Source organism: Breoghania sp., assembly GCF_963674635.1.
In the GTDB taxonomy this organism is placed as follows: domain Bacteria; phylum Pseudomonadota; class Alphaproteobacteria; order Rhizobiales; family Stappiaceae; genus Breoghania.
Map to the genome: position 1 here is coordinate 2,312,577 of NZ_OY771475.1, position 20,244 is coordinate 2,332,820.

Consider the following 20,244-nt stretch of genomic DNA (forward strand, 5'->3'; position numbering starts at 1 on the left):
GCCCTCTTCTATCAGGCGGCTCGCACCGTCTTGAGGAAATCGTCCATCACCCGACGCAGGGTCGTCGACTGGGTTCCCAGCTCATCAACCGCCATCTGGACGTCACCGGCTGCGCTCGTTGCGTCGGCGGCAGCCGCGGTGATGCCTTGGATGTTCTGCGAAACCTGAGCGGAACCTTCCGAGGCCTGGACAACGCTGTGAGAGATTTCCTGCGTGGCGGTTCCCTGTTCGGAAACGGCTTCCGCGATTGCCGAAGAGACCTGATTGATCTGCTCGATCACCTCCGTGATGCCAACAATCGCGGTCGCCGAAGCTTGCGTGGACTCCTGGATCTCGCCGATCTGCGTTGCAATCTCCGACGTCGCCTTCGACGTCTGCTCGGCCAATTGCTTGACCTCGGAGGCCACAACCGCGAAGCCCTTGCCCGCTTCGCCCGCACGCGCCGCCTCGATGGTGGCGTTCAACGCCAACAGGTTGGTCTGGTTGGCAATCGTGTCGATGAGATCGATCACATCCCCAATACGGGTCGCCGCCCCTGACAATTCGCGAACCTTGGTCGCCGTCTGTTCCGCATCGGTGGCCGCCATGCTGACGATGCGTGACGATTCGTCGACCTGCCGCTTGATCTCGCCAATCGAGGCAGAGAGCTCCTCAGCCGCGGAGGCAACGGTCTGAACGTTGCTGGAGGCCTCGTTGGAGGCGCTCGAAGCCGATTGAGACTCGACCGCCACCTTGCCGGTCACAGAGTTCATGACGCTGGAGGCACCCTTCAGCTTTTCGGCCGCGCCGACGACGCCGCTGACGACAGCCGCCATCGAGCTTTCGAACTCATCGGCCAGACGCATCATCGTGGCGCGCCGTTCCTCTTCCTGACGCGCGCGATTGGCGGCATCGGTCTCTGCCTTCCGCTTGGCGTCCTCTTCGGCCATGATCCTGATCTGATCGACCGCACGGGCGATGTCGCCGATCTCGTCGCGCCTGTCTGCGCCTGCGATCTCGTCCAACGTTTCGCCGGTGGCAAGCTTGCGCAGCGCATTGGTCAGCCGTGCAATCGGCGAGGAGATACCGCGTGCCAGGAAGGCCATGCCGAGGGTTGCCAGAACCGCGATCACCAAGCCGATGATCATCTGCCAACTCACCTCGCTGTTGCTGCGCTCCTCAAGCGAGTTGGAAAGCGCCGTAGCTTCCGCCATTACCACCTTGCGGGGCACCGTGATGAGGACGGACCAGGTCAGCCCCGTACGCCCGAGCGCGATGGGCGAGAAAACCTGAAGATTGCCTGTGCCAGGATCGACCTGAACCGTGGCCGTCCCGTTCTTGACGATATCCACGTCCTTGGCCGCCCCGGGATCGACACGGTCAAAATTACCCCCGACGGCCTCCGGCATCTGCGAGGAGGCGACAACAAGGCCATTGCTCGACACGATCGTCACTTCGCCGCGGCCATCGTAAATTCGCTGCTTCACCTCTTCGGCCAGCGTCTGCACAAAGGAGAGATCGAAGTCGGCTCCGGCAACGCCCGCAAACTCTCCGCCGATCATGATCGGAACCGATATGGTCGCGAGATAGACGGACTTGCCCTGAACGATATATGGCAAGGGCGCCAGGAGGCTCTCCTTGCCCGTGGTCTGCGGACCGATGAACCAGCCGCCCTTCATGACGCCGTTGGGATGGAGCGCGGTGCTGTCATATTCGACCAGCGGCTGCAATGCGATATTTCCCTGCGCATCGCGCGTCCAATACGGCAGGGCACGGCCGGTCTTGTCTGAGCCCATTCCCTTATTTCCGACAAAGGCAGCATCGTTGCCGTCAAGAGCATCGGGCATCCAGGCGCTGTAGGTGCCGTTGAAACGGGGATTGTCCTGCAAGACGCCGCGAAGAATGTCGTTGAGCTGGTCACGCCGTTTGCCCGGATCTGTCGCATCCGGGTCCTTGCCGGCAACCACCTCCAGCGCCCTGGCCATGTTGCGAGCCGCATTGAAGGCCGCCGTCACCTCGATCTTGATGGCACTCGCCTGAGCCGCAGCAAGACGTTCGAGCGATTGCCGTCCGCTTTTGTCGAGCAGATCCTCGACATTGGTTTTCACATACTGCGACGTTCGATCAACGGAGAAGATGCTGAACCCAACCAAGACCCCAATCACAGCCAACACACAGAACGTGGACACAGCCACGATCTTGATTTTCACGGAATGCAGATTCATGCAGCAGTCTCCTCGGCCGACAGTTGTGCCATATGAACCCGGCAAGCAATGACAGGTCAGATTCCAGATGGCACTCCGAGACTGCTTATCGACCTCTTGTATTAAATATTAATTTCCGTATTCGAATAGGTATTTTCACGATTGTACTTATGTTGATTTAGGATTTTGTATTTGAATTGTAAAATTCAAATATTAATTCATGACATGAAAACAGTGTGTTGCACCGCCGCACCGGTCCTGCGGGACGCCGTGACGGGATGGAGGGGCATTCGTTGCAGGCACGACAGCTGCCGGGCTGCGGCATTCGGCTCAAAAAAAACGGCCGCTCGAAAGAGCGGCCGTCTTATCGGGAGCAGATCTCCCACACCCGTCCCGACGGATAGCCGCCGGGCCAACGCTTTGCGCGGATATCGCGCCTCACACTGTGGTAATGTCGGGGGCGTCCACGTTTTTCATGCCGACCACGTGATAGCCGGAATCGACGTGGGTTACTTCGCCGGTGATGCCGCGCGAGAGATCCGACAGCAGGAACAGCGCGCTGTCGCCCACCTCCTCCACCGTCGTGTTGTGGCGCAGCGGCGAGTTGTATTCGTTCCACTTCAAGATGTAGCGGAAGTCGCCGATGCCGGACGCTGCCAACGTCTTGATCGGGCCCGCGGAGATGGCGTTGACGCGCACCTTGTTCGGGCCAAGATCCACCGCAAGATAGCGCACACTCGCCTCAAGCGCGGCCTTGGCGACGCCCATGACATTATAGTTCGGCATGACGCGCTCGGCGCCGAAATAGGTCAAGGTGAGAATGGAGCCGCCATCCGTCATCAGCTTTTCGGCGCGCCGCGCAATCGCGGTCAGCGAGTAGCAGGAAATCTGCATCGTCAGCGCGAAATTGTCGGCCGTGGTATCAACATAGCGACCCGTGAGCTGGTCCTTGTCCGAGAAGGCAATTGCATGAACGAGAAAATCGATCTTGCCCCACTGCTTCTCGACTTCGGCAAAGACCGCGTCGATGGTCGATTCATCCGTCACGTCGCAGTGGCCGACGACAATGCCGCCAAGCTCAGCCGCCAACGGCTCGACACGCTTCTTCAGCGCATCGCCCTGGTATGTGAATGCAAGCTCCGCACCGGCGTCACTCAGCGCCTTCGAAATACCCCAGGCAATCGACCGATTGTTCGCGACCCCCATTACAAGGCCACGCTTGCCTTTCATCAGTCCGCCCGTATCCGCCATCGTAATCCCCTAGCAAAAAGGCCCTCACAACGCCCGCGCGCACTCAACTTGCGCGGTGATCGGGCCGGGTTCCTATGGCACAGCCCCCTTGATCCTTCAAGACGGGCTCGTCGATGTTGGCAAAATCCGTTCACGGCTTTAAACGACACATCAGACTTGTTTTAAGCGCCACAAACTCACACCGAGGCTGCGCCAGATGACAACCGAACTCGCCACGCCCAAGCCCGATCTGATTGCACGTTTCGCCGCCATCGTCGGTGAGAAAAACGCCCTGACACATGATGCGGACACGGCCTCCTATCTCGTCGAACCGCGTGAGCTTTATCCTGGCAAGACCGCGCTGGTGTTGCGCCCCGGCTCGACGCAGGAGGTGTCCCAGATCGTCAAACTGGCGAACGCGGAAGGCGTGGCCATTGTCCCGCAGGGAGGCAATACAGGCCTCGTTGGCGGCCAGATTCCAGACAATTCCGGGGATCAGATCGTTCTTTCCCTGTCGCGCATGAACCGCATCCGCGAGATCGACGCGGAGGGAAACACGATGACCGTGGAGGCCGGCACCGTCCTTGAGACAATCCAGAAGGAGGCGGAAAAAATCGACCGTCTCTTTCCGCTTGCGCTCGGTGCTCAGGGCTCCTGCCAGATCGGCGGCAACCTTTCCACCAATGCCGGCGGCACCTCCGTTCTGGCCTATGGCAACACGCGCGAACTCATTCTCGGACTGGAAGTCGTCCTGCCGGACGGACGCATCTGGGAGGGCCTGAGAAAGCTGCGTAAGGACAATACCGGTTACGATCTGAAACAATTGTTTATCGGCGCTGAGGGCACCCTGGGGATAGTCACGGCGGCCGTTCTGAAGCTGTTTCCGGCTCCGAAAGCGCAGGAAGTCGCCTTTGCGGGACTGAAAAACCCGCATGATGCGCTGAAACTCTTCAATATGGCCCGCGCGCGCGCAGGATCGATGCTGACAGGCTTCGAACTGATGCCGCGAATCGGCATCGAATTCACGCTGAAGCATCTGGATGGCGCGCGCGATCCGCTGATGGCGCCGCATCCTTGGTACGTGCTCATGGAGCTCTCGTCCGGCAGCGATGGCGAGGCCGTTCGCACGCTTATGGAAGCGATCTTCGAGGATTCCTTTGAGGAGGGGCTGGTGGACGATGCGGCGCTGGCGGAAAGCGTCGCCCACCGCGAGGCCTTCTGGCACCTGCGCCATGGCATGTCGGAAGTGCAGAAGATGGAGGGCGGCTCCATCAAGCACGATGTCTCCGTGCCCGTCGCCAGGATCCCGGAGTTTCTGGACCGCGCGACCGAGGCAATGGAAAAGGCTATCGAAGGCTGCCGTCCCTGTCCCTTTGGCCACATGGGCGACGGCAACATCCACTACAACATTTCCCAGCCGGTTGGCGGCGACAAGGAAGCCTTCCTTGAACGCTGGCACGAGGCCAACGGGATCGTCCACGCCATTGTCGCGGAACTGGGCGGCTCGATCTCGGCCGAGCACGGGATCGGCATCCAGAAACGCCACCTTTTGCCAAAGGTGAAGAGTGACGTGGAGCTGGACCTCATGCGCGCCGTCAAGGCGGCTTTCGATCCGAAAGGCATCATGAACCCGGGAAAGGTCCTTTAGGATGCAGCTGTGAAAAATTGAACCGGGAATGAAAAACAAGCGGCGCGCCGAGACCTCGGTGCGCCGCTTGTCTTTATCTTATGAACAACCTCAAACCTTGCGCGCGATCACCAGATGACCGGGAACGGGTGCCCCCTTTTCGGCGCGCACGGTGATGTCCTCCATCGCCAGGACAGTGAAGCCGCTCTCCGCGAGCATTTCACATATATAAGACCCGGCCTGCGCATAGCGGCGTGATGCGCCCAGCACATAGGGCCGTCCCGCGAAGTCGTTCGTTCCGAGCGTTTCGGTCGAGAAGGCGAAGACGCCCTTGGCATTCAGACGATCGGCGGCCCCTGCGATGATGGTATCGACGGCGCCCAGATAGGGAAAGACATCGGTCGCCACGATGAGATCCCAGGAGGGACGCGTTCCGTCCTCCTCCTCGAAGTCCTGCAGGAACTCCACCGCCTCGCCGGTATAAAGATCGCCATAGACGTCCCGGTCGAAGGCGATCTCGACCATGCGCTCGGAAAGGTCGACACCAGTCATGGTCCCGACCATGTCGGCGAGCGCCATGCCGGAAAGCCCGGTTCCGCACCCCAGATCAAGACCGGCCTCATAGGGACCCGGTGCATGGACCTTCAACGCCTCGCGCAGCAGCAGCGGCACACAGTAGCCGAGCTGGTCGACGAGAATTTCATCGAAATCATCGGCATGCTGATCGAACAGCGTTGCCACATAGGCGTCAGGCATCTTGTCCGGAGCGTCGGCCTTGCCCATGGCAGCCAGACGGATGGTAATGCCGCAATGGTCCCGCGGGTCGATCCGAAGAGCTTCCCGGAAAGATTCGATAGCGCCTGGCAGATCGCCCGCGGCCTCAAGCTCAAGGCCCCGGTTGTAGGCTTCGGCCAGAGCTTCTTCGTCGAAATCTTCCATCACGCACGCCTTTCAAGGAGGAAAGCCCCTGATAGGCCCAAGCGCAGCCCAAAAACAAGCCGCAGAATCCCCGTTACAGAAGATCGAGTTGACCGTCGTCATCCTTCGGTTTCTTCTTCCGGGCAGGCTTGGGTGCTTTGGCCAAAGGCACCGGCTCTCCCACGGCCTGCTGAATATCCGGGTCGTCATTGCGAACCGCGTTGACGCGGGTGGAAACAGGCACCGCATGGAACAGATCGTCCGGCGGGGGCTTCAAAAGGTCCTGCACATGACGTGGCTCGCCATGGGCGCAATCGAGCCAGCGTTCGAAATCGGCGGGTGCGATGACGGCGGGCATTCGATGGTGGATCGGCTTCAGTGTCGCATTGGCTGCGGTTGTCAGGATGGCAGCCGTATCCACCTGGCTGCCATCGGCCCCGGACCAGTCGGACCAGAGCCCGGCGAAAGCGACGACCCCGCCCTCGCGCGGCGCGATCCAGTAAGGCTGTTTCGGACCGTCCCCCATCTTGCGCCATTCATAAAAGCCGGTGGCGGGCACGAGGCAGCGGTGATGGCGCATGGAGCCGCGAAAGGCCGGCTTTTCGGCGGCCGTCTCGGCGCGCGCATTGATCAACAGGGAAAAACTGGCAGGATCCTTCACCCAGCCGGGCATGAGACCCCAGCGGGCAAGCGCGAAATGAGGCGCGCCTTGCTCATGACGCACAATCGCAATCGGCTGGGTTGGCGCGATATTGTAACGAGCCGGAAAATTCGGATTCTCGTCATAACCGAAAAGCGCCCTAACCTCTTCAGGACTGGCTGTGAGGCTGTATCGTCCGCACACTAGGCATTTTCCCAAATTTGTCTGGGTAAGCAATTGGCAAGACCCTGTTTATAGACTCCTGTAAGATTCGAAAAGGAAAGCGTCGGCAATGTTGGACGAACGCGAGACAATCGGCCATGGCGAGCTGAGCCCTGAGCGGCTGATTGAAGCCAATATCAACCCCACGACCGGGCTCGCGACCGACTACCTGAATCATTTCAATGAAGTCGTCATGCTGCTGGAGTTGCTCGCCGACATGCCCGACTGCATCAGCGATGTTCTCGCCTGGCGACCGCTTTCCTATGCCGACCACTTCATGAATTCGAACTTCGCCGCCAAAGAGCTTGCCGTGCGCGCCTATGAGGCGTCCCCCATCACCGCGCGAGGCACTTTTGACACCATCATCGCGGAAATGAACCTGGAGGTTCATACCGCACAGGTCGAACTGGAAGACGGCGAGCCGCATCGCATCGGGATCATCGCCAACGAAGCGGCCGACAGGCTCAAGCCGTTGATCGCAGCCGCAGGCGGCATCATTCACGGTCACGACACGCCGATTGTCGCCGATAGCGCGCCGGAGAGCGAATCCTCGCAGGCCGATATCGACGCCCTCTTTGCCTGACCGCGTTCGTGACCATGTCCTCCTCAGACGAGACCCGCCATTTTCCGGCGCATCCGTTGCCCGGCGTCAGCATCGCCTGTTGTCGGCAGGGGCGCGTTCTGCTCGCCCAGCGCGGAAAGCCCCCTTTTGAGGGCTGGTGGACGTTTCCCGGCGGCCTGATCGAGGTCGGCGAGAGCCTGAAGGACACGGCCCGGCGAGAATTGCTTGAGGAGACCGGTCTCATCGCCGAAATCGGCGAACTTGTGGAGACCTTCGATATCATCACCCACGACGACACAGGGCGGGTGGAGCACCACTACATCCTCTCGCTGTTTCTGGCGCGCGCCGATCAGGGCGCAGCCGTGGCTGGCGATGATGCGGCTGCGGTCGTCTGGGTTGCACCGGAAGAGTTCGACAGCGTGAGGCTCACACCGGGCACGGCGGAACGCGCAATGAAAGCGCTTGCGCTTGCGCAGGGGTGATCTTGCGCGGTTCGTTGCCTGCGCTTCGCGCTTGCATGGCGCATGCGCCGCGCCCATTATCCGCGCCATGACAAAGCCGCTTCGCCAGGCATTCGCCCCGATCATTCTCCTCTGCGCCCTCGCCTGCTTCGCGACCACCCCAAGGTCCGCGCTGGCAGCCGAAACGGCCCCTTATGAAGAGGGACTGCTTCGGCTTTCCGAACTCATGGGCTCCATCCACTATCTGCGCGCCTTGTGCGGAGCGCAGGACGGCAATCGCTGGCGCGACGAAATGGAAGCTCTGGTGAGTGCCGAAGGCAACAACAACGAGGACCGGCGTCGCCGGCTGGTGGAGCGGTTCAACCGCGGCTATCGCGCCTTTGCCTCCGTTTACCGTGAATGCACCCCGTCAGCACGCAAGGCGGTGGAGCGTTACATGGCGGAAGGCGCCGAGCTTTCAGCCGAAATCAGCGCCCGCTACAGCCGCTAGCGGCCGCGCACGCCCGAAGCCCCGCTTTCAAAGCGTTGATTCGGCGCAATCTTTGCGCCTGGCGCGTTTCCACAAGTAGCCATCTGTGGATCCGGCCCATGCGCCATGGCCAGCGCGTTGTTTTTCCGTCTATATTTCCCGTGCGCCGTTACGGAGTCTTCTTTGCGTCGGCTGTAAAAGTTAACCTTTTCTGTTGAATCTTTCATTGGTTATTAACACTTGCTCAACCTTACCGATGTTCTGACCGCCAAGACGTGTTACCGTCTGATTCGGATCGCAGGCCATCATCGGATAGGCCGCAGTTCCGTAGCGGTGGCGAGCTTTTATGATTATTGACGAAAAAGATGAGATCCTGAGCGAAGAAGCTGAAGACGGTATTCGTCCTGAAGACGAACGTCGTTTGGCCATGAGCTACATCAGCGACGCATGGGCAGATGCGATTGCCGACGGCGTCGATGCCGATGCGGTGGCTCACGCCGCCCTTTTCACGGCGCTGATCGACCTTGTTGCCGCCTATGGCGAAACGGCCGTGGCCGAACTCGCCGAAGGGCTTCCCAAGCGGATCCTCGAAGGCGAATACACGGTCAACCGGACCCTTCAATAAGGCCTCTCGCGCCCAAGTGCGACACGGGGAGGAGACACCGACGCGCCGTAACCTGACGGCGCGTTCACTTTATGTGGTCCCCAGAAAACACGTGCTTTCCTAGAAAAACAGTTCCAGGAGCGCGCGAACGAGTATTACGGCACCGAAGATCGTCAGGAGCGCGCCGGCCGCAAGATTAATGGCTTCGAGCCAGTGATCCGTCAGCTTATCCCTCACGACCCTGACGAAAGCCGCAAGGCCCGTCCACCACACGAAAGCGCCGAGTGCGACGCCTGCAACCAGAATTGCAGCGCCCAGCGTGTCATGTCGTTGCGGCGCCCAATCCCCCAGAGACCCGAAAATCGCGAGAAAGCCCAGGACTGCGCCGGGGTTCGTCAGTGTCATGGCGAAGGTCGCAAGCATGCTGGGCAGGAGCTCTTTGCCGCTTGTCACCTCCGGTCTGGAAACGGCGCGCGCGGCCTGGGACCTGTCGATATGGGGATGGCTGCGCAGCGTGATCCAACCGAAGCCGATGAGCAACACGCCACCAACGGCCTGAATCGCCAATCGGTGATCGGCCAGAAAATGCGTGACAGTGGAGACCCCGAAGGCGGCGATGGCGGCGTAAAGCGTATCGGCCAAGACCGCGCCGAAACCGGCGGCGAGCGCCGGGCGAACCCCCTGTGTCAGCGCGCGCTGGATCGTCATCAGGTTGACGGGGCCGACGGGCGCGGAAACGATCAGGCCGATGCCGATACCTATGATCAAATAGAGCAAGCGCGTCCTTCCGGCCTACAGCGGGCGGAGCATGTGGCCAATATCTGGTCCCGGTTTTGCGTTCCTTTCCGAATCCCGTCAGACAGGTTCTGGAATGGTGTCTTGTGCTCAGCCATAAGCAATCGCTTCTGAACGGGCAACCGCCGTCGCAAGGTCAGGCGGGCGCAAAGCGCCGCATCTTGCGATCAAGGCAGGTCGTCGCGGACATCATTGATCGGCCTTTTTCGCGGGCGCATAGTGCGCGCGCAATTGGCAAGAGCTGGTCCGCAAGATGCCGGACCGGTGAGCCGACAGACGGACTGCGTTCATCAGGGGAGCCTCCATGGCCAGTATTTCAAGGGCTTGTGCAGCATTTGCGATCGCGGCTGTTCTTGCCCAGCCGACAATGGTTCTGGCCGCAGCAAAGGTGACCACAGAGCGCATCCCGCTGCCCGGAGCGCAGGAGACCCCGCCGGCGGGCCTATTCCTTCAGCTTGATGACGACGGTGAAGGACAGGGGCCGACCGCCCAAGATGCGCCAGTGCGCGAAAAGGCACCGCAGACAACAGACACCTCGCACCCCCTGCCACAGATTCACTATGGAGCCGACGGGTTGCCGAAGCCGGTTGCACGCATCCGCGCCCAGATCCTGGATGCTGCCCTGTCCGGCGATCTGGAGGCCCTGCGGCCGGTCCTTGAATCGAACGAGATGCCGCCAACGCTTGCCTTGACCGATATCGAGGATCCGATCGATTACCTGAAGCAGGCTTCCGGTGATAAGGCGGGACGTGAAATTCTCGCGCTACTGAGCGAAATCCTGGAGGCTGGCTGGGTCCATGTGGACGAAGGTACGCCGCAGGAAATGTATATCTGGCCCTATTTCGCGCGCTACCCGCTGAACAGCCTGTCGCCTTCGCAGGAGGTGGAGCTTTATCGTATCCTGACCGCCAACGACGTTGAGGAGATGCGCGACTTCGGTGCCTATATCTTCTATCGCGTCGGGATCGGTCCTGACGGCACATGGCACTATTTCGTGGCGGGGGACTGAGCGGGGGCCAACACACCACCTTGCCCTGCCCGTCTTGGCCCCTATCTCGACCGCATGATCCCCCTTACCTCTCGGAGCGTTTCATGTCCTCGTTCATCTGCCCCCTACCCTCGCGCGGCGTCGTGCGCATTTCCGGCGAGGGCGCGGAACATTTCCTGCAAGGGCTGCTCACCTGCGACGTGGAGGATCTGGCCCCGCATGAAGGCCGCTATGGTGCCCTTCTGACACCACAGGGAAAGATCCTCTTCGATTTCCTGCTGACCCATGCGGACAACGGGTTCCTGTTCGACCTTCCCGCTTCGCTCGTTGCCGACTTCATCAAGCGCATGACGCTCTACAAGCTGCGGGCCAAGGTCGACATCGACAATCTCTGCGATACTCATCATGTCCTGGCGCTTTGGGGAGACGCGGTAGAGGCTCCCTCCGCGTCCGGTCTCTTCAAGGATCCCCGACATGGGGACCTCGGCTTCCGCCTGATCCAGACGACCGATGACGCGGTGCCGGCGGGTCTTGAGAGCCGCACGCAGGACGACTGGCAGGCGCACCGGATTTCGCTTGGCATTCCGGAAGGAGGGCTAGACTTCGAATACGGGCAGGCTTTTCCCCATGATGCGGACATGGACCAGCTTTCCGGCATCGCCTTCGGCAAGGGCTGCTACGTGGGACAGGAAGTCGTCTCGCGGATGCGCCATCGCGGCACAGCCCGCAAACGCATCGTGAAGGTAAAGGGACAAGCCGAGATGCCCGCTGCCGGGACGCCGATCACGGCTGGCGGCAAGGCGGCCGGCACGCTTGGTTCCCATGCGGGGTCGATCGGGCTGGCGCTGGTGCGCATCGACCGGATCGGCAACGCCCTTCGCAGTGGTGAGCCCATCGAGGCAGACGGTGTGCCTATCGAGCCTTCCATTCCGCAGTGGGCTTCCTTCGATTGGCCTGACGACCTTGCCAGCCACGACGACGCCTGAAGGAGACCGGACACCGATGGCAGCCGACAAGCCCGGAACCGCCCCACGTGCCTGGCAACGCATGTTGTCGGGACGGCGGCTCGACCTTCTCGACCCTTCTCCCTTCGACGTTGAAATCGCCGATATCGCGCATGGTCTTGCTCGTGTGGCGCGCTGGAACGGCCAGACGGTGGGCGATCACGCCTTTTCCGTCGCCCAGCACTGCATCGTCGTCGAGGACATCGCGGTGCGCCTCCAGCCCGCATTGGAGCCGAAATGGCGGCTCGGCGTGTTGCTGCACGATGCGCCGGAATATGTCATCGGCGACATGATCTCCCCCTTCAAGACGGTGATGGGCGGGGCCTACAAGGATGTGGAGTCCCGACTTCAGGCCGCGATCCATATCCGGTTCGGATTGCCGGACAAGCTGCCGGAAAAGATCAAGAAGCTCGCCAAACGCGCCGATATCGTCTCCGCCTATTTCGAGGCGGTGGAACTGGCCGGTTTCGACGAGCGCGAGGCGGCGCGCCTTTTCGGTCGCCCCAGAGGGTTCACCCCATTGGGGTTGGAACCCTGGCCGGCCTCCATTGCCCAGGCGAAATTCCTGGAACGTTTCGAGGACCTGGAAAGCGCCATGGCCGGAAAATAGAAAAAGGGAGGCGCATCGGCCTCCCTTTCGCGTTTTTGCAAACCGGCCTGTCGTCAGCTCATGGTGACGACAAGGCGACCGCGGACCTTGCCGGCCAGCAGTTCTTCCGCCTTGCCAATGATGTCGTCGAACCCGATCTCGGTGGCGACTTCGGTCAGGAGATCCTTGTCGAGATCACTGACCAGCCGGCGATAGGCCTCAATGCGGCGCTCGATCGGGGCCATGACGGAATCGATGCCATGAAGCGTGACACCGCGCAGAATGAAGGGGGCGACGGAGCCAGGCAGATCCATGCCCTGCGCCAGACCACAGCAGGCGACGGAGCCGCCATAGCGGGTCTGGGACAAGACGTTGGCGAGCGTGAAGCTGCCGACTGAGTCAACGGCACCGGCCCAGCGTTCCTTGCCAAGCGGGCGACCCGGCAGGGAAAGCTCGTTGCGGTCGATGATCTCCTTGGCGCCGAGACGCTTGAGATAGGGCTCTTCGGAGGCGCGGCCGGTGGAGGCGATCACATGGAAACCAAGCTTTGAAAGCACGCTGATGGCAACGGATCCGACGCCGCCGTTGGCTCCCGTGACGAGAATCGGCCCGTCGCTCGGTGTGAGCCCGGCGCGTTCGAGCGCCATGACGCAGAGCATCGCCGTGTAGCCTGCCGTGCCGATGGCCATGGCCTGCCAGCCGCTCAGGCCCTCCGGCTGCGGGATCAGCCATTCCGACTTGAGCCGCGCCATGCCCGAAAAAGCGCCCATGTGGGTTTCGCCGACGCCGAAGCCGTTCAAGAGCACCTTGTCACCGGGCTTGAACTTGTCGCTTTGCGAGGAAACCACCTCTCCCGCCAGATCGATGCCCGGGATCATGGGGTATGTGCGCAGGATCGGGCTCTTGCCGGTGATCGCAAGGGCGTCCTTGTAGTTGATGGTGGTGTATTTCACCTGCACCGTCACATCGCCCGGCATGAGATCATCGAGGGTAATGTCCTTGACGATCGCAGGGTTCTGCTGCTTGACCCCTTCCTCGCGGGTCATCCAGATAGCCTTGAAGCTCTCCACAGCACACTCTCCTGTTTGTAATCATTTCAGAGGGGAGTTGTCGCAATGTCAAAGCCCCGGGACAAGGGGGGAATAATTACCATGACGGTGGCCGCTGCCCCTATCCGGACAGCGGCGAATGTCAGCATCGTCTGGTTGCAGGGCGTTCGCGCTAAGGCGCAGCCGTGATAATCGGCCTGTCGATTTCCTGATCCTTGATCGGCCAATGGACCGCTGCGGCAAAAAGCCCCAGAGCAACGCTGATCCACCAGACCACGTCGTAGGAACCGGTCGTGTCATAGAGCCGCCCACCCAGCCAGACACCGATGAACGAGCCGATCTGGTGGGACAGAAAGACGACACCGAAGAGCATGGCCATATAGCGCGGACCGAACATGACGGCGACGAGACCGGAGGTGGGCGGTACGGTCGCCAGCCACAGAAGCCCAAGCGCGGCAGAGAATATCAAAACCGTGACGGGCGAGATCGGTGTCAGCACGAAAAAGACGATGAGCGCCGCGCGCGCCAGATAAATCCAAACAAGCATGATCTGCTTGGGATGACGTTGGCCAAGCTGCCCTGCCGCCAATGCGCCGATGATGTTGAACAGCCCGATACAGGCGATCGACCAGCCGCCCCAAACCGGATCGAGCCCGCGATCGATCAGATAGGCGGGCAGGTGAACGGTGACGAAGGCGAGGTGGAAACCGCAAACGAAGAAGCCTGCGACCAGCAGAAGGTAGCTTGGATGGCGCAAGGCCTCCGACAGCGCCTCCATGATGGTCTGATCGCGTTCGGACCCCTGCAACGGCTGCGCCTTAGGCTTGCCCTTCAGCGCAAGCGAAAAGCAAAAGATCAGGCCGAAGGTGAGAAACCCCAGCGTCTGGAGCGCGTTTTGCCAGCCCTGTGTATCGATGAGGGCCTGCCCCAGCGGAGCAAAGAGGAACTGGCCGAAGGAGCCCGCCGCCGTGCCGATACCGAAGGCAATGGAGCGTCGTGCGGGGGACACAATCCTGCCAAAGGCGGCCAGGACGATGCTGAAAGAGCAGGCGGACAGGCCGAGGCCAAACAAAACGCCCGCGCTCAGATGGAACATGAAAGGCGAGGTCGAAAGCGGCATCAGGATCAGAGCAGCACCGGTCAGCAACGCCCCTGCGATGAGCACGCGCGTGGTGCCGTAGCGATCGGCAAATCCGCCCGCGATTGGCTGTCCAAGTCCCCACAGAAGGTTCTGGATGGCGATGGCGAGCGCAAAGGTCTCGCGGCTCCAGCCCCGCATTTCCGTCATGGGCGCGAGAAACAGCCCCATGGATGAGCGCGGCCCGAAGGAGGCCATGGCGACGACGCTGCCGCACACAATAATGAACGGCACGGCGCGCCAGAACGGCGTGGCCGCGGTTTCAGACCTGTCTTGAGACACGGCTCATCCTCCCCTGCCGGACTTGTTCCGGGAACGGAGCCGGGACCTGCCCCTGCTCCGCCACTTGTCTCCTCTCTTCCACCGCCCCCTCCGGCGGCGGGCGCACGGCTCGCCAATCCACCCGAGCGGGACACATGTCTCGTCCGGGTCTCATAGATCTTTCAGCCGAAAACGCGAGGCTCCTGTGTTTCGTCTATAGGCCTTGCTCAACCGATCGATAAGTCAAAAGTTTTCATGACGGACATCAAACAACCGAATGGGTTTGTCTTGCGGCCGTCTCAGATCGTTGTTTTCCTTGTCAATCCGGGCGCTACGGCACCCGGACTACTCACCTGAATTCCGATCAAGATCACGCCCCGGATTACGGTCTCGTCCGGCAGACATAAATTCCGCGCTGGCTTTTCCGAGCGCGAGCACCTATATAAGGCTCGAAATGAGCATAAGTCTGACACAAGCTGGCGCGCCGCCGGTTTCTTTTGTCTGCGTCTTTTGCTCTTTATGAGTATATCCAATAGGGGATCTTCCTCATGTCGAGCTCAGCACACGTCGGAACGCCCGCTTACACGGACACGCCGCTCAAGCGCACCTTTCCCACCGTCGCGATGCCCGCCCTCGCCTACACACCCTTGGTGGCGGAAGAAACCGCAGCGGCCTACGAAAAGGTCCGCCACATCATCCCTGCCATCGAATGGCCGGCCTATGCGCCTTATGTGAAGGCGATCAACGACCTCAAGAAAGAGCGCAACGCGGTCATCCTGGCGCATAATTACATGACGCCGGAGATCTATCACGGGGTGGCCGACATTGTGGGCGACAGCCTGCAGCTGGCCAAGGAAGCCGCACGTTCAACGGCGGATGTCATCGTCCAGTGCGGTGTGCATTTCATGGCCGAGACGTCGAAAATCCTGAACCCCGACAAGACGATCCTGATGCCGGACATGGGGGCGGGCTGCTCGTTGGCGGAATCGATCACGGCCGCCGATGTGCGTGGCCTGCGCGAAAAACATCCCGGTGTGCCCATCGTGACCTATGTGAACACGTCCGCCGAGGTGAAAGCGGAGTGCGATATCTGCTGCACCTCCTCCAACGCGCTTCAGATCGTTGAATCGCTGGGCGTGCCGCGGGTGTTGCTGATCCCCGACAAGTATCTCGCGGCCAATGTGGCGCTTCACACGGATGTCGAGATCCTGACATGGGAAGGGGCCTGCGTCGTCCACCAGCGTTTCACCGGCGCGGAGATGCGCGAATACCGCGAGAGCGTTCCGGGCGTGAAGATCGTCGCCCATCCGGAATGCCCGACCGACGTGACGGCGGAGGCCGACTATACCGGCTCCACGTCCGGCATGATCGCCTGGGTAAAACAGAACAAGCCTGAGAAGGTGCTGCTCGTCACAGAGTGCTCCATGGCCGACAACATCGCGGTGGAAACGCCCGGCGTCGAGTATGTGCGGCCCTGCAATCTGTGCCCCTACATGAAGATGATCACCCTGCCGAAAATCCTCGAAAGCCTCGTGCACATGCGCGACGAGGTGGTCGTCGATCCGGCTGTCGCGCAACGCGCGCGCGCCGCCGTGGAACGGATGATCAACCTGCAAAGCTGAGATGGGGACCTCCCCACCTCGCCCTCCTCCGCATCTGCGACATGGGATATCCTGCCATGACCTTCGCCCAACGCGCCGCCCTTCAGCCCCGAGATATCTCCAGCATCGTCCCCGCAGGCGATAAACCGGAGGACGTCGTCATCCTTGGCGGCGGCCTTGCCGGGCTTTTCACCGCATTGAAGCTTGCCCAAGCGGAGCGACGGGTGAGCGTGCTCTGCGGCGCTCCGCTTGGGCAAGGCGCGGCCTCGGTCTGGGCGCAGGGCGGCATCGCGGCCAGCGTCGGCGAAGGCGACACATTCGAGCTTCACGCCGCCGACACCATCGCGGCCGGAGCCGGTTTGTGCGACGAGGCCATCGTCCACGGCGTCACATACGAGGGAGCGGCGCGGATTGCCGACCTTCTGGCCTGTGGCGCACCTTTCGACCGCGATCTGGACGGACGATTAAGCCTGTCGCGCGAGGCCGCCCACTCGCGTGCCCGCGTCGTGCGGGTCGGTGGAGACACGGCGGGGCGCGCGGTCATGCAGGCACTCATCGCCACCGTGCGCAAGACACCGTCCATCCGCGTCCTCGAAGGCTTTGTCGGGGAAAGCCTGATGCGGGAGGGGAACCGGGTTTGCGGCCTCATCGCCCGGCGCAAGGCCGACTGTCTGCGCCTTTCCTTTGCCGCCCGAAGCGTGGTTCTGGCCTCTGGGGGCGCCGGCCACCTTTACGAGGTGACGACCAATCCAACCGAGGCCGCGGGGCAGGGCCTCGCCATGGCGGCGCGGGCCGGTGCCGTGATCGCGGACGCGGAATTCGTCCAGTTCCACCCCACGGCGATCGATATCGGGCTCGACCCGGCGCCGCTGGCGACCGAAGCTCTTCGCGGTGAAGGCGCGGTCCTCGTGAACCTCGCAGGCGAGCGCTTCATGGAGAAAATCCATCCCCTGAAGGAACTTGCCCCGCGCGATGTGGTCGCCCGCGCGATTCATCGCGAAGTGACTGCCGGACGCGGAGCCTTTCTCGATGCGCGCGCCTGCGTCGGCACGGAGTTTCCCGAAAGGTTCCCGACCGTTTACGCCGCCTGCCTGGGCGCAGGCATAGACCCTGTCAGCCAGCCGATACCGGTTCGCCCGGCCGCCCACTATCACATGGGTGGGGTGTGGACGGATGCGCGCGGACGCAGCTCCCTTCCCGGCTTGTGGGCGGCGGGCGAAGTTGCCTCAACCGGCTTGCATGGCGCAAATCGGCTCGCCTCCAGCTCGCTGCTGGAGGCCACCGTTTTCGCAAACAGGATCGCGACCGATATTGCCGCTACCATGCCGGTGAGCGACGTCGCGGACTGGCGCCCCCTGCCCGGCATGACGACGCCCCTCGCCGCGCAACCCAGCGACCGCATCACCGTCGCACGGCTGCGCAAACTGATGGCGACGAAGGTCGGCGTCATGCGGGACGGCGCGGGACTGAAGGAGGCGCTTGCCGAACTCGCCACGCTCTCCATCGAATGCGATGGGATCGATTGCGCCAACATGCTGGTCTGCGCCCGCATGATCGCGGCCGCCGCACTGCTGCGCGAGGAAAGCCGCGGCGGGCATTTCCGAACTGACCACCCGAACACCAGCCCCGCCTTGGCACGACGCGCTCTCATGACGCTTGAAGAGGTCAATACCGTCATCCGCGAGGCCTTGGGCGGAGACGGACCATCCGTCCCTGCCCGCACCGCCCCCACGATGGAGCACGCCCGATGACCATAGCCTTGCCCGAACTTCCCCGCCTGATGATTGACGATGCGGTCAAGGCAGCCCTCCTTGAGGACTGGGGCCGCGCCGGAGACATCACATCGCAGGCCACCATTCCCGCCGACACCCAGGCCCGCGCGGTCATCGTATCGCGCAAGTTCGGGCGGCTCTCCGGCCTCGGCTTCGTGGAAAGCGCTTGCCGCCAGACCGAGGGTTCAATCCGTGTGGAGCGCCTTGCAAGCGATGGCGCAACCCTTGAGCCGGGAACGCCTGTCGCCCGCATCGAGGGGCCTGCCCGTGCGGTGCTCGCCTGCGAGCGCGTGGGGCTCAACTATCTCGGCCATCTGAGCGGGATTGCGACGGCGACCGCTCAATTCGCGGAGCGCATCGCCCACACCCGCGCGTCCATCGTATGCACGCGCAAGACGACGCCGGGACTTCGCGCCTTCGAGAAATACGCGGTCAGGTGCGGAGGCGGAGCCAATCATCGTTTCGGGCTCGATGATGCCATTCTCATCAAGGACAATCACATTGCGCTGGCGGGCGGCGTAGCGCTGGCCGTCAAGCGTGCCCGGGCCCATGTCGGCCATCTGGTGAAGATCGAAGTGGAAGTGGACACCCTCGACCAGCTTCGTGAAGCGATGGAGGCCAGACCGGACGTTGTGCTGCTGGACAATATGGGGCCGGAGACGCTTCGCACCGCGGTCGACATCATTGATGCGAGGGCCCTGAGCGAGGCGTCGGGCGGGATCAATCTGGAGACGGTAAAAGCCATTGCGGAAGCGGGCGTGGACCTCATCTCCATTGGCTGGATCACCCACTCCGCGCCAACGCTGGATCTCGGCCTCGACATCGAGATTGAGACCGTGTGACCCTCAGGCGGCTGCCAGTTTCATATCGAATTGGCAGACGCGGTTCCGGCCATTCTGCTTTGCCTGGTAGAGGGCGGTATCCGCGCCACCCAGAAGGGTGTGGATTGTCACCACCTCATCGGGCGAGCTGCCGCACACCCCCGCGCTCACCGTGCATCGAACCCGCTCCCCCTCGAAGGAGAGCTTCTGCCTGGCGAAGCGCAGTCGGATACGGTTGGCCACAACAATCGCCCGCTCCACCGTGCAGTCCTCCAGCACGACCGCGAATTCCTCCCCGCCTATGCGGGCCACAACATCCTGATTGCGCAAATTGGCGGAGCAAACGGAGGCGAAGGTCCTCAGCACGAGATCGCCGAAGGCGTGGCCACAGCGATCATTCACGTCCTTGAAGAAGTCGAGGTCGAAAATCGCAACCACCGTTTTTCCCCTGGGCAGGCTATCGCTCGACAGGTCGTCGAAGGCACGACGGTTGAGAACTCCGGTCAGTCCGTCGGTGCGGGCCTCCATCGTGCGGTCTCGCACGACACGTTCCTGATTGATCGCCAGTGACAAGCCACCAATGGCCGTGATGCTGATGATGCAGATAAACGTCTGCAGCGTCTCCGCCCAATTCTTCGGCGCGCTGTACAGATAGAGGGGGCTCTCAATCGCGAGCGGGATAATACACAGTGCGAAGGACAGCCCGACGAGCACATAAAGCGCCGTCAGCCATTTCAGGGAATGGAGCCGCTCGGAGCGGGCGCACCAGTATTCCCAGGCGGTGGCGAAGAGCAACACCATGGCCTGCGCATTGAAAAGGAGCAGCATGAGGCCGACAAGTCCGGCCAGTTGAAGTGCCCACTGGGATACCGCAATCACCCCAATCAGAACAACGTACTTGCGAGCAGGGACCAAACGGCTACGAAACTGCCGAGCCGCAATCCAGCACATCGTGAAACCGATCGACAGGACTGTTGTTCCGACGGCTGCCGGGACACGTGAGGGCATGGCGGCATAAAGGCCGTAGACAATGGATCCCAGAAACAGAAGAAGCGCGGAGAGCGACCAGGTCAGAAGAAAAACATCTCGACGATACGCAATCCACGTCACGGCCAGCGTCATGCTCATGGCAATGCAACTGACCGAGAGGGCCATCAGGAGAGTGTTGTATTCCAACGACATCGATCGGCGTCACCGCAGTGGAGGGAAGAAGAACACAACTCCAAAGTGCGGCGCGAAATCTTAATTTGACGTTCATCTGCATTTTGCGCAGCTTGTGGACAACACTATCCTCAAGCGGCATTGAGAGA

Annotated in this window: 19 protein-coding genes; 11 read left to right on the forward strand and 8 right to left on the reverse strand. The window is 61.6% G+C overall.

The window, feature by feature from the left end:
* Positions 1 to 11: 11 nt before the first annotated feature.
* The gene (locus tag ABGM93_RS10005) at positions 12 to 2,204 is read right to left on the reverse strand and encodes a methyl-accepting chemotaxis protein (RefSeq protein WP_321499107.1); all 2,193 of its coding nucleotides are present in this window, start codon (positions 2,202 to 2,204) and stop codon (positions 12 to 14) included.
* A 417-nt stretch (positions 2,205 to 2,621) separates the two neighbouring features.
* The gene (fabI, locus tag ABGM93_RS10010) at positions 2,622 to 3,434 is read right to left on the reverse strand and encodes an enoyl-ACP reductase FabI (protein ID WP_319772950.1); all 813 of its coding nucleotides are present in this window, start codon (positions 3,432 to 3,434) and stop codon (positions 2,622 to 2,624) included.
* A gap of 196 nt (positions 3,435 to 3,630) precedes the next feature.
* On the opposite strand from fabI, the gene ABGM93_RS10015 reads away from it, so the two are divergent.
* Complete coding sequence (locus tag ABGM93_RS10015) at positions 3,631 to 5,061, forward strand: FAD-binding oxidoreductase (protein ID WP_321499108.1); 1,431 nt, start codon at positions 3,631 to 3,633, stop codon at positions 5,059 to 5,061.
* A 90-nt stretch (positions 5,062 to 5,151) separates the two neighbouring features.
* On the opposite strand, the gene ABGM93_RS10020 is transcribed toward ABGM93_RS10015, so the two are convergent.
* The gene (locus tag ABGM93_RS10020) at positions 5,152 to 5,979 is read right to left on the reverse strand and encodes a methyltransferase (protein ID WP_321499109.1); all 828 of its coding nucleotides are present in this window, start codon (positions 5,977 to 5,979) and stop codon (positions 5,152 to 5,154) included.
* Between the two features lie 73 nt (positions 5,980 to 6,052).
* The gene (locus ABGM93_RS10025) at positions 6,053 to 6,802 is read right to left on the reverse strand and encodes an SOS response-associated peptidase (RefSeq protein ID WP_321499110.1); all 750 of its coding nucleotides are present in this window, start codon (positions 6,800 to 6,802) and stop codon (positions 6,053 to 6,055) included.
* Positions 6,803 to 6,890: 88 nt separating this feature from the next.
* On the opposite strand from ABGM93_RS10025, the gene ABGM93_RS10030 reads away from it, so the two are divergent.
* From ABGM93_RS10030 to ABGM93_RS10045, 4 genes are all read left to right on the forward strand, one after another.
* Positions 6,891 to 7,403 carry a hypothetical protein gene (locus ABGM93_RS10030; protein WP_321499111.1) on the forward strand — a complete coding sequence of 171 codons (513 nt, stop codon included), beginning with the start codon at positions 6,891 to 6,893 and terminating at the stop codon, positions 7,401 to 7,403.
* Positions 7,404 to 7,417: 14 nt separating this feature from the next.
* On the forward strand, positions 7,418 to 7,864 hold the full coding sequence (locus ABGM93_RS10035) for an NUDIX hydrolase (protein WP_321505818.1): 447 nt from the start codon (positions 7,418 to 7,420) through the stop codon (positions 7,862 to 7,864).
* 67 nt (positions 7,865 to 7,931) lie between these two features.
* Positions 7,932 to 8,333: a TIGR02301 family protein gene (locus ABGM93_RS10040; protein WP_321499112.1), complete on the forward strand. Its 402-nt coding sequence runs from the start codon at positions 7,932 to 7,934 to the stop codon at positions 8,331 to 8,333.
* Positions 8,334 to 8,658: 325 nt separating this feature from the next.
* Positions 8,659 to 8,937 carry a hypothetical protein gene (locus ABGM93_RS10045; protein WP_319772944.1) on the forward strand — a complete coding sequence of 93 codons (279 nt, stop codon included), beginning with the start codon at positions 8,659 to 8,661 and terminating at the stop codon, positions 8,935 to 8,937.
* Between the two features lie 99 nt (positions 8,938 to 9,036).
* On the opposite strand, the gene ABGM93_RS10050 is transcribed toward ABGM93_RS10045, so the two are convergent.
* Complete coding sequence (locus tag ABGM93_RS10050; protein WP_321499113.1) at positions 9,037 to 9,693, reverse strand: LysE family transporter; 657 nt, start codon at positions 9,691 to 9,693, stop codon at positions 9,037 to 9,039.
* A gap of 322 nt (positions 9,694 to 10,015) precedes the next feature.
* Here ABGM93_RS10050 and ABGM93_RS10055 point away from each other — a divergent pair, with 322 nt between their 5' ends.
* The 3 genes from ABGM93_RS10055 to ABGM93_RS10065 all read left to right on the forward strand — a co-directional run bounded on the left by ABGM93_RS10055 (position 10,016) and on the right by ABGM93_RS10065 (position 12,313).
* Positions 10,016 to 10,720: a hypothetical protein gene (locus tag ABGM93_RS10055; protein ID WP_321499114.1), complete on the forward strand. Its 705-nt coding sequence runs from the start codon at positions 10,016 to 10,018 to the stop codon at positions 10,718 to 10,720.
* Positions 10,721 to 10,803: 83 nt separating this feature from the next.
* Positions 10,804 to 11,685, forward strand: a complete 882-nt coding sequence (locus ABGM93_RS10060; RefSeq protein WP_321499115.1) for a folate-binding protein YgfZ — start codon at positions 10,804 to 10,806, stop codon at positions 11,683 to 11,685.
* Between the two features lie 16 nt (positions 11,686 to 11,701).
* Positions 11,702 to 12,313, forward strand: coding sequence for an HD family hydrolase (locus ABGM93_RS10065; protein ID WP_319772940.1), 612 nt, complete (start codon positions 11,702 to 11,704; stop codon positions 12,311 to 12,313).
* 53 nt (positions 12,314 to 12,366) lie between these two features.
* On the opposite strand, the gene ABGM93_RS10070 is transcribed toward ABGM93_RS10065, so the two are convergent.
* Both ABGM93_RS10070 and ABGM93_RS10075 read right to left on the reverse strand, forming a co-directional pair.
* Positions 12,367 to 13,338 carry an MDR family oxidoreductase gene (locus ABGM93_RS10070; protein WP_321505820.1) on the reverse strand — a complete coding sequence of 324 codons (972 nt, stop codon included), beginning with the start codon at positions 13,336 to 13,338 and terminating at the stop codon, positions 12,367 to 12,369.
* A gap of 175 nt (positions 13,339 to 13,513) precedes the next feature.
* Positions 13,514 to 14,761 (reverse strand): MFS transporter, encoded by a 1,248-nt coding sequence (locus tag ABGM93_RS10075; RefSeq protein WP_321499116.1) that lies wholly within the window; start codon positions 14,759 to 14,761, stop codon positions 13,514 to 13,516.
* Between the two features lie 527 nt (positions 14,762 to 15,288).
* On the opposite strand from ABGM93_RS10075, the gene nadA reads away from it, so the two are divergent.
* Genes nadA through nadC form a run of 3 tightly spaced genes read left to right on the forward strand, consistent with a single transcriptional unit; the run spans position 15,289 to position 18,955 of the window.
* Positions 15,289 to 16,362, forward strand: a complete 1,074-nt coding sequence (gene nadA / locus ABGM93_RS10080) for a quinolinate synthase NadA (RefSeq protein WP_321499117.1) — start codon at positions 15,289 to 15,291, stop codon at positions 16,360 to 16,362.
* A 56-nt stretch (positions 16,363 to 16,418) separates the two neighbouring features.
* Positions 16,419 to 18,092 (forward strand): L-aspartate oxidase, encoded by a 1,674-nt coding sequence (locus ABGM93_RS10085; RefSeq protein WP_321499118.1) that lies wholly within the window; start codon positions 16,419 to 16,421, stop codon positions 18,090 to 18,092.
* Positions 18,089 to 18,955, forward strand: a complete 867-nt coding sequence (nadC, locus tag ABGM93_RS10090) for a carboxylating nicotinate-nucleotide diphosphorylase (RefSeq protein WP_321499119.1) — start codon at positions 18,089 to 18,091, stop codon at positions 18,953 to 18,955. The genes ABGM93_RS10085 and nadC overlap by 4 nt, the downstream gene beginning before the upstream one ends.
* Before the next feature lie 3 nt (positions 18,956 to 18,958).
* Here nadC and ABGM93_RS10095 read toward each other — a convergent pair whose 3' ends face one another.
* Positions 18,959 to 20,116 carry a GGDEF domain-containing protein gene (locus ABGM93_RS10095; protein ID WP_321499120.1) on the reverse strand — a complete coding sequence of 386 codons (1,158 nt, stop codon included), beginning with the start codon at positions 20,114 to 20,116 and terminating at the stop codon, positions 18,959 to 18,961.
* Between the last annotated feature and the right edge of the window lie 128 nt (positions 20,117 to 20,244).